Origin of the sequence: Citrobacter sp. 50677481 (assembly GCF_001463265.1) — a bacterium.
Taxonomy (GTDB): Bacteria; Pseudomonadota; Gammaproteobacteria; order Enterobacterales; family Enterobacteriaceae; genus Citrobacter_A; species Citrobacter_A sedlakii.
Genome location: NZ_LNHZ01000002.1, coordinates 125,294 through 134,592 on the forward strand (window position 1 = coordinate 125,294; position 9,299 = coordinate 134,592).

Consider the following 9,299-nt stretch of genomic DNA (forward strand, 5'->3'; position numbering starts at 1 on the left):
CCCTCAACAGCCTGCCTGACGGGCTGTCTTATCTCCTTGACCCGGTTGATGCCGGGTTAATCCCTTATTACGCGCTGAAGGATGGATCAGTCGATCTGTGCGATATCGCGCTGATGAATGACCATTTGGCCGTTAAGGCTGACAACCAGCGCCGTATTGAGAAATGGAGAGAGGATAATGAACGCTGAGACTATTAAAGATTTCCTCGTCTCGCTCGGCTTCGATATCGACGAGGCAGGCGCGGCTAAATTTGATTCAGTCATTGCTGGTACAACCGCAAACGCCATCAAAATGGGACTGGCCGTCGAGGGGGCCGCGCTTTCTGTGGTGGCCTACACGGCGAAAATTGCCTCCGGTCTGGATAATCTCTACTGGGCGTCACAGCGCACCGGCGCGACGGTTCAGGGGATTCAGTCTATTAGCTATGCGGTTTCGCAGGTGGGCGGCAGCGTTGACGCGGCGCGCTCCTCTCTGGAAAGCCTCTCCCGGTTTGTTCGTAACAATCCCGGCGCGGAAGGCTTCCTGAATCGACTGGGCGTACAGACCCGTGACGCCAGCGGCAACATGCGCGACATGGCCGCTATCTTTACGGGTGTCGGCCAGAAGCTCAGCAGCATGCCGTATTACCGGGCTAACCAGTATGCGCAGATGCTGGGTATTGATGAAAATACTCTCATGGCGATGCGCCGGGGTGTGGGCGGTTTCTCCGGGCAGTACAGCGCAATGGCGAAAGCTATCGGCTTCAATGCTGACGAGGCGGCCAGAAGCTCCAACAAATTCATGACCTCCCTGCGCGAGTTCGGCGCGATGGCTGGCATGGCCCGCGACAAAATCGGCTCTAACCTTGCTGGTGGTCTGGCGGGTTCGCTGGATACCCTGCGCCGTCACATACTGGATAACTTCCCGCGTATTGAGCAAACGCTGACGAAAGCCATAAAAGGCATTCTGGCGCTCGGGGACATCATCGGGCGGCTGTTCTTCAGGCTTATTGAGGGAACATCCAGCCTTATCACCTGGTGGCAATCGCTGGATAAGCAAACCCGGGAGCTGATCTCGCTGTTTGGCGCACTGACGATAGCACTACGCATTCTGAACAGTACGTTCTGGATGTCACCGATTGGCCTGATAACCGCGATGACGGCGGGTATTGCTCTCCTGTGGGAGGATTACAAGACCTGGAAGGAAGGCGGTCAGAGCCTGATTGACTGGGGGAAATGGAAACCTGAAGTCGACGCCGCGTTGAAGATGGTTCGTGACCTGAAAGCGACCGTTAACGACCTGGCGAAAGCACTGGCAAAGCTGCTCAATATCGACCCGAAAGCATGGTCCCTGAAGTGGGATTTCAGCAACTTCATCGACCAGATGGGCGAGTTCAGCAAGATGTTGAACATGATCGCCGACCTGCTTAACGCCATCAAAGATGGTCGCTGGGCTGATGCCGCCAGCATCGGCAAACAGTTGCTTAATCAGGGAAGTGATAAGCCGTCAGCAATGCCAATGGTGACCGACAGCGCCAACGGTACCGCCGACTGGATTAAAGAGCACTGGGGTTTCGATCCTCGCAGCGTGGGGCGAACGGTGCGCGGCTGGTTTGGAGATGATGAACCAGATCAGATAGGACAGGCAGCAAAGCGGGGCGAGCGCAATAATAACCCCGGAAACCTGAATTTTGCTGGTCAGGCGGGGGCTGAGCTTGAGCGCCCCGGCGGCAGGTTTGCCCGATTCGAAACCGCTTTTGATGGTTTGCGCGCGCTTTCGCGCCAGCTGATGCTGTATGCCGGGAGAGGGATTAACAGTGTAGAGAAAATTATCTCCACCTGGGCGCCCGCTTCCGACAATAACAACACAGCAGCCTATATACAGGCGGTTTCCCAACGTCTGGGAGTAGATCCTCGCGTTGCCCTGAATATGAAAGATCCACAAACCATGTCTGCATTAATGAGCAGCATTATTCATCATGAAAATGGGCGAAATATCTATTCGAAGGAGTTAATCGGGAAGGCTGCCGTCGCGGGAATTGGCGGGGCGAACGTGAACCAGCAAAACACCTACCACATTTACGGTGGTGGTGATCCGCGTTCTGTTGGTACTGAGGTCGAGCGTCGGCAGCAGTCGGCAAATGCCCAGGTTATGCGCGGCAATCAAACGAAGGTGGGCTAATGGATATTCTCTCTACGCTCTTTCAGCAGCAGAGCCGGAAAATAGGGATGATTGTCCCCAGTGTGGTTGTTTCTGAGAAGCATACCGACACGCTGGAGATAACAGAGCACCCTGTCGAGGTCGGGGCCGCCATCGCTGACCATGCCTACAAAAAACCGTCTGAAGTGGTGATGGAGGTCGGTTTCGCTGGTGGCGGAGCGTTGCTGGATTTTGCCAGTAACCTGACGGCTACCAGCCTGCTCGGGCTGAGTCCCCAGCAGACGTATCAGGAGATACTCGACCTGCAGGCTAGCCGTATCCCTTTCGATGTGGTGACCGGCAAACGGCTGTACAGCAACATGCTGATTCGCGCGCTGGAAGTGACGACAGACAAGACAACCGAAAACGTCCTGTCTGCCGTCCTCACACTGAGGGAGGTTCTTATCTCGCAGACGCAGCAGATCACCGTCGCGGATAAAACCAACATGAAGGATGGGGCCAGCACGTCGGCGGTACTGAATACCGGCAACAAAACCACAAAGCCGCCAAATACCTCGCTGCTGAAAAGCATCACGGGTAACGCGGCGTCATTACTGGGACTCGGCTAATGGCAATTCAGGAAATCCCGCTGACAGCGGATAACCAGCAATTCAGCATCATCCTAGCAGGTACCACCTGGCGGATTAGCATCACCTGGCGCGATCTGTACTGGATTATGGACCTGCAGAACGACAGAGAAGAGCCGGTAATCTCCGGTATTCCTCTCGTCACGGGTGCTGACCTGCTGGCGCAGTACGCCTATATGGGGCTCGGCTTTAAGCTGGTGGTGGTCTGTGACGACAGCACACAGGATTATCCGACGAAAACCGACCTGGGCGGCCGCAGTCATTTACTGGTATCAACGGAGTAAGCATGTCACAGAACTGGATGAGACATTTCGAGCTGCAGCTCCTGGACGAGAATGGGCAGGGGATTGAGCTCAGCGATTTTAAAGTGACCTTCACGATCGACTGGTTCAATATCAGCAGCGCGTCGCGGGTGGGTACGTTCAAAATCTACAACCTGTCAGCTGATACGGTGAACCGCATCACCGGGCAGGAGTTTTCGAAAGTGCGGCTGATTGCTGGTTACGACGGTATCGCGCCGGAGGTGTCGGCAAGCGATGTCGGGACTGTGCGCGAAGTCGACGCGGCGGACGTGGGTCAAAGCGATGGCCGTAACTACGGGCTGATTTTCAGCGGCGACATTCGCTACTCGGTCACCGGTAAAGACAGCCCTATTGATTCCTATGTCCTGATTCAGGCAGCCGATACGGATCTGGCGTTTGCCACCAGCATAACCTCGCAGACGCTGGCAGCCGGTTACACGGTCGCAGACGTGAACCGCGCGCTGATGAAAGACTTCGAGGCCAAAGGCGCGAGCGAAGGCCTGACGCCCGAAATGCCTGCTACCGTATTCCCCCGGGGCCGGGTGCTGTTCGGCATGACACGGCATCTTATGGATAACGTGGCCGGGCAATGTGGCGCAACATGGCAGTTCGTGGACGGCCAGCGGCAGATGGTGGCGAAGAACGAATATGTTCACGACGCGATTGTGCTCAACAGCGCCACCGGGCTTATCGGCATGCCGCAGCAGACCATCGGCAACGGCGTAAACGTCCGCGCGCTGATTAACCCGAACATCCGGGTTAACGGGCTCATTCAACTGGATCAGGCTTCCGTGTATCGCACCGCACTGTCGAACAACGATATCGCTATGGCTGGTGGGCAGATCACCGACCAGAACACGGACGGAAATATCACGCTAAGCGGCACCACGGCGCAACCTGCCAGCATCGCAACGGATGGCGTTTATATTGTGCGCGGGATTATGTACACTGGCGATACAAGGGGCCAGGCGTGGTACATGGATATGATGTGCGAAGCGCGTGGCGCGGCGGACCTCCGTTCGTCGTCGTCTTTACAGCGGGAAGGATAAGAATGAAAAAGTTGATTGTTATCGGACTCTGTTTCCTGCCTGGGGTAGCTTTTGCTGCAAATCCCGGCGGCATCACATTGCAATGTGGTGGTTACAAATTGGAGTTGGTTCCTGACTCATTGTTCAGGATTAATGGTGAGACTGTTACCTCCCAGAAAATCAAAACTCTCGGTAATGGAAACGGTATGAAGGCAGACATGGGGCTTATGCCTGCCAAAGACGGCAACAACTACGGCTTTGAATACATTCGCCGTCCGGGTACCGAAACGCGATTCCTGAATGTCCAGCTGCTGCAGAACAACATGGACGCGCCGAAAGTTATCGGCTCTTTCCCATGCAAAAAAGTTTCTAGTTGAAACTAAATCGAATGAAATTTATAGCTAGCCAGCCTATCTGAAAATCTGCAAAACGTGCGCATCATGCTGTCGTTTTCCAACTTTACCCATTACACTGCAGATACTTTTGAAGGCGTTTTGCCCTCAACTTGGATGTCACCTTGTCAGGAACAACAACTAAATGAGTTTAGCGCAGCCTAAATCTGGAGAGCTCTTAGATCTCCTTGGTCCCTCACTTACTCAGGGAGAAAATCTGCTGAGTGAGTTTGAAATCCACAGCGTCATTCGAGAAGCTAGGAAGATTCCTGAATATTATCAAGGACTTTCCATCGAGGGGTTGGCTAAGCTTGTTTTAGGTGAAATCGAAGAGGGAGTAGCTCTTTGTGAAAAGTCATTGGCATTAGCACCCGATGATTCAGTTTCGTTTTGTAACTACACGATAGCGTTGCGAAACAAGGGCTATCACGTTAAGCAATACGAGATTCTTAAGAAAGCGATCAACTCGCGCAATCCTCGAATCCTTTCTGAAGTGGCTGTTAATGCTGCCTATTGGGTAGATTTAGATTTGCTGAAAAAGGTAATGCCTATGCTTAATGCGATGGAAGTTGCTAGGGCAGACGACTTGGTCAAGTGCAATGAATCGCTTGATTACCTGATCAAGCATCATAATCATTCTCAGGATTTTAAGGCGATCGGCCAATTGATGATGGCTATTGCTGAAAAGTATCGCTTACGTCTGGCTGGCGCGAATGCTTTTTATGTCATGAATGAGCTGAACACTTTTTTCGTAGAAATTAAAACCGACGACCCAGTACTTTTGTCAAAAGTTAATAACGATCTTGCAGATGATCTCATTGCTGCTGGTTTGGAAAATTCAGAATGTATTGGTTGTTTCCAGGCAGGAGACTTCTGATGCCAGTAATGCATAATTGTTTTCTCGATTTAGCCAGAGAATCCTTGCAACACAACGGTGAACAGTGGACGCGTAATGCAATCAGCCGGTCTTACTATGGCATGTATCATTCAGCCCTCAGGATCACGAACAATCTTACGCCTACCCATGATACTGATGGTGAGAGGCTACCAGGCGGTTCCCACATGCGGCTTTATACAGCTTTTTGCAGCGGCGAGGCGGCTGAAGTTAACGATGTAGATGTAGATAAAGTCCGTAAGATTGGCGTTAAGTTAAAGATGTTACATGCTCAGCGCGTGAATGCTGATTACAGACTTGAACGAAAAATTAATCGAATTACGGCAATTAGCGCCTTACAAGATGCTGAAGAAATTGATGCTCTAGTGGATCGTATGATGAAGAACCCCGACGATTCATTAACAGCATAAGTAATAACTACCACATCAACCCGCCACCCGGCGGGTTTTTTGCTTTCTGGAGCCTAACAAATGGCAGTATCTGACCAGACCCGCAGCGGTGACCTTGCCGAAACATTCAAATCAGAGCGGGAAACCACAAAGAATCAGATTCGCGTCGCTTTGCCTGGCATCGTTCAGTCATTCGATCCTGACGCGGTTACGGCGGTTGTGCAGCCTGCTATCCGTTCGGTTGAAACGGATAACGACGGGAACCGCATTACCAAAAATTACCCGCTGCTGGTGGATGTGCCGGTGGTATTTCCTCGCGGCGGTGGATGCACGCTAACGTTCCCGGTTAATTCCGGTGATGAATGCCTGGTGATTTTCGCCGATCGCTGCATCGATTTCTGGTGGCAGAACGGCGGGGTACAGGAGCCTGTCGACGACCGGGTGCATGATTTATCGGATGCGTTCTGTATCGTCGGGCCGCAGTCACAGGCGCAGAAAATCAGCGGAATCAGCACGGAGGCCGCTCAACTGCGCAGTGACGACGGAAGCACGTTCTTTGAGCTCAACCCCACTACGCAGAAAATTAAAATCGTAGCGCCTGGCGGTCTGGATGTAGTTACCCCGCAGGCCGACTTCTCGGCGAAAGTTACCATTCACGGGCTCCTGTCCTGGCTGGGTGGAATGGTGGGTTCTGTTGCTTCTGGTGTTGCATCCAAAATCACCGGCGCTGTCGAGTTTATCGGTACCGTTAAAGCTAACGGCAAGTCAATTGATGATACGCACACTCATGGCGGCGTGCAGCACGGCACCAGCAACACAGACGGGGTGAACTGATGCGATACAGACGTGAAGACGCCGACGGTGATTACACCTTTGGCAGTGGCGATGATACCTGGCTGATTAACTCACCGGAGGCCGTGGCGCAGGCGGTAAAAACGCGATTCGAATTATGGTACGGGCAATGGTTCCTCGACACCACCGAGGGGACTCCGTGGATTCAGTCCGTACTCGGTAAGCAGAAGCCGGAAACCTACAACCTGGCGATCCGTAAGCGCATCCTCGAAACGAGGGGCGTTAAATCCATCCTCTCTTTCAATACGACAGTGAACACGACGACGCGGCGCGTCCAGTTCTTCGCTGAAATCGACACCATCTACGGAACAACGACAGTAACCAGCGAGGCATAAATGGCCCTCAATTTGGACACACTCGGCTTATCGGCAACGGTAACCGCTGAGGGGATCAGTGCGCCTGATTACCAGACGATACTCGATACCCTGACGAGCTATTTTCAGCAGATTTATGGCAGTGACGCTTATCTGGATCCGGACAGCAAAGACGGCCAGATGGTGGCGCTGGTGGCGCTGGCTATTCACGATGCTAATAACACGGCTATTTCCGTCTATAACTGCTTCTCACCTGCTACGGGTTACGGCGCAGCGCTGACCAGTAACGTGAAAATTAACGGTATTGCTCGCAAAGGAGCGACGAATTCCACCGTGGATCTGCTGCTGACCGGCGCTGCAGGGACAAGCATCACTAACGGCACCGTAAAAGACACCAATAACGTGATCTGGCGTCTTCCTGCATCGGTAGTTATTGGTGTTGATGGCACAGTTACGGTAACTGCTACCTGCTCAAACAGTGGAGCGGTAGCTGCGCTGGCCGGGACCATCACCACTATCAACACCCCGACCCGAGGCTGGACATCTGTGACCAATCCAGCAGCGGCCACCGTCGGAGCACCGGCAGAAACCGACGCAGAGCTGCGCATCCGGCAGGGGCAGAGTGTCGCGCTACCCTCTGTAACACCGTTTGAAGGTGTCGACGGTGCGATCGCTAACGTTGCTGGTGTGACACGTCACAAGCTCTACGAGAATGACACTGGCGCTACCGACAGTAATGGGCTGCCCCCGCACTCTATTTCCGCGATTGTTGACGGTGGTGATGTGACAGAAATTGCCCAGACAATCCGTGGGAATAAGGGGCAGGGAACTGCGACTTACGGGACGACCTCTGTCACGGTACCGGACACTTACGGCAATCCACATGTGATCAGTTTTTCGCGCTCGACTGACGTCCCGATTTTCGGGCATATCACACTGAAAGCCTTTACGGGCTACACGTCGCAAATTGGCGTAAAGATTCAGCAGGCCGTCGCGGATTACATCAACGGGCTGACCATCGGTGATTCCGTTCTGCTGAGCCGAATTTACTCCCCGGCTAATCTGGGCGTGGTCAGTGGTGGCAGTGCTCGTTATTACGATATTCAGGAGCTGCTAATTGGCAAATCAGCCGGAACTGTAGCAGCGGCCAATATAAATATTGCATACAACGAGTCAGCATCCTGTAAGCCTGAAAATATTGTTCTAACGGTGACGTCATGAGCAAGTACACAGACTTAATCACCAACTATCACGCCACTAAGCCCAGATTCTTTGATCACGTAGATCTGAGCACACGTCCATTGATTGATATCACTGCGGCCACCAGGGGACTGGTGAGCGCTTTTGATATCGATACGGCTGTCGGTATACAGCTCGATATCCTCGGTCTGTGGATCGGTCGTAGTCGTATAGTCAGCCTGCCAATTAGCGGCGTTTATTTCAGTTGGGACACTGACGGGCTTGGATATGACCAGGGCATCTGGCAGGGGCCATATGATCCTGATTCTGGCTATACGACGCTAAGCGATGAGACGTACCGCATCATTCTGAAAGCGAAAATCGCTATCAACAACTGGGACGGCCGGAACGATTCTCTGCCTCCCATCCTTGACGCTGCGACTGCAGGCTCAGGCCTGAAGATGCAGATCGTCGACAACCAGGACATGACGATATCGGTCTGGGTATTCCCCGATACTGATATTTCTGATGTGTCTCTTGAACTGATTGCCGCTATCAAACAGGGCTATCTCACCGTTAAAGCAGCTGGCGTATGGGCCGGTGATGTTGAAACGCCTTCGGTAGAAGCACCATCCGAGGGCTCTAAATTCTTTGGGTTTGATATGGATAACGAATACATCGGTGGGTTCGATGTTGGAGCATGGGGGACAATACTCTAATGGCAACAAACAACTTTAAACCGTTCGCGACAGCGGCAAATGCTAACGTGACGGCCCAGGCTGACTGGGAAGCGCTTCCGGCTCTACTCTCTGGTTTCATGGCAGGAAAAGCATCCAGTGCGCAGGTAAACAAAGCCATTCGACAGGCCAGCTTTATTGCGGCAGCGCTTGCGCAGTACACAGCCAACAAAAGTGGGCTGGACGTGCTTGATGATGGTGACCTGAACGGCTTTATCTCCAAAATGGGAACCGCTTTTGGGAAGGATTTCCAGGCACTTGATGCCACGCTGACGGCATTGGCAGGGCTGGCAACCGGTGCAAATAAACTCCCGTATTTCACTGGAAATGATACAGCAGCGCAGACTGATTTAACTTCTGTCGGCCGCGACATTATTGGTAAAAGCACTATTGCTGACATTCTCACATACCTTCAATTAGGAGAAACGGCAAAACGAGATGTCGGA

The 9,299-nt window shown here is 52.8% G+C and carries 12 protein-coding genes and 1 pseudogene; all 13 read left to right on the forward strand.

The genetic code is table 11. The annotated features are described in order from the left end of the window. The first annotated feature begins 11 nt into the window (after positions 1 to 11). On the forward strand, positions 12 to 188 hold the full coding sequence (locus tag APU02_RS26825; protein ID WP_024131618.1) for a hypothetical protein: 177 nt from the start codon (positions 12 to 14) through the stop codon (positions 186 to 188). After that, on the forward strand, positions 178 to 2,160 hold the full coding sequence (locus APU02_RS03065) for a hypothetical protein (protein WP_060569229.1): 1,983 nt from the start codon (positions 178 to 180) through the stop codon (positions 2,158 to 2,160). Before APU02_RS26825 ends, APU02_RS03065 begins: the two co-directional genes overlap by 11 nt. After that, the gene (locus APU02_RS03070) at positions 2,160 to 2,747 is read left to right on the forward strand and encodes a phage baseplate protein (RefSeq protein WP_060569230.1); all 588 of its coding nucleotides are present in this window, start codon (positions 2,160 to 2,162) and stop codon (positions 2,745 to 2,747) included. The genes APU02_RS03065 and APU02_RS03070 overlap by 1 nt, the downstream gene beginning before the upstream one ends. Continuing rightward, the gene (locus APU02_RS03075; protein ID WP_060569231.1) at positions 2,747 to 3,049 is read left to right on the forward strand and encodes a hypothetical protein; all 303 of its coding nucleotides are present in this window, start codon (positions 2,747 to 2,749) and stop codon (positions 3,047 to 3,049) included. Before APU02_RS03070 ends, APU02_RS03075 begins: the two co-directional genes overlap by 1 nt. A 2-nt stretch (positions 3,050 to 3,051) precedes the next feature. Beyond that, positions 3,052 to 4,116, forward strand: coding sequence for a hypothetical protein (locus APU02_RS03080; RefSeq protein WP_060569232.1), 1,065 nt, complete (start codon positions 3,052 to 3,054; stop codon positions 4,114 to 4,116). Positions 4,117 to 4,118: 2 nt separating this feature from the next. After that, positions 4,119 to 4,472 carry a hypothetical protein gene (locus tag APU02_RS03085; protein WP_060569233.1) on the forward strand — a complete coding sequence of 118 codons (354 nt, stop codon included), beginning with the start codon at positions 4,119 to 4,121 and terminating at the stop codon, positions 4,470 to 4,472. Between the two features lie 160 nt (positions 4,473 to 4,632). Further along, a complete protein-coding gene (locus APU02_RS03090) occupies positions 4,633 to 5,364 on the forward strand; it encodes a hypothetical protein (protein ID WP_060569234.1) in 732 nt (243 codons plus the stop codon). Next, positions 5,364 to 5,792 (forward strand): hypothetical protein, encoded by a 429-nt coding sequence (locus APU02_RS03095; protein ID WP_060569235.1) that lies wholly within the window; start codon positions 5,364 to 5,366, stop codon positions 5,790 to 5,792. The genes APU02_RS03090 and APU02_RS03095 overlap by 1 nt, the downstream gene beginning before the upstream one ends. Before the next feature lie 60 nt (positions 5,793 to 5,852). Continuing rightward, positions 5,853 to 6,605, forward strand: coding sequence for a Gp138 family membrane-puncturing spike protein (locus tag APU02_RS03100; protein WP_060569236.1), 753 nt, complete (start codon positions 5,853 to 5,855; stop codon positions 6,603 to 6,605). Beyond that, positions 6,605 to 6,958 (forward strand): hypothetical protein, encoded by a 354-nt coding sequence (locus tag APU02_RS03105; protein ID WP_023325694.1) that lies wholly within the window; start codon positions 6,605 to 6,607, stop codon positions 6,956 to 6,958. Before APU02_RS03100 ends, APU02_RS03105 begins: the two co-directional genes overlap by 1 nt. Continuing rightward, a complete protein-coding gene (locus tag APU02_RS03110; protein ID WP_060569237.1) occupies positions 6,959 to 8,158 on the forward strand; it encodes a baseplate J/gp47 family protein in 1,200 nt (399 codons plus the stop codon). It begins immediately after the preceding gene. Beyond that, positions 8,155 to 8,835 (forward strand): DUF2612 domain-containing protein, encoded by a 681-nt coding sequence (locus tag APU02_RS03115; protein ID WP_060569238.1) that lies wholly within the window; start codon positions 8,155 to 8,157, stop codon positions 8,833 to 8,835. The genes APU02_RS03110 and APU02_RS03115 overlap by 4 nt, the downstream gene beginning before the upstream one ends. After that, positions 8,835 to 9,299 (forward strand): annotated as a pseudogene (locus tag APU02_RS03120) (phage tail protein); the annotation flags it as partial. The gene APU02_RS03115 and the pseudogene APU02_RS03120, both read left to right, overlap by 1 nt.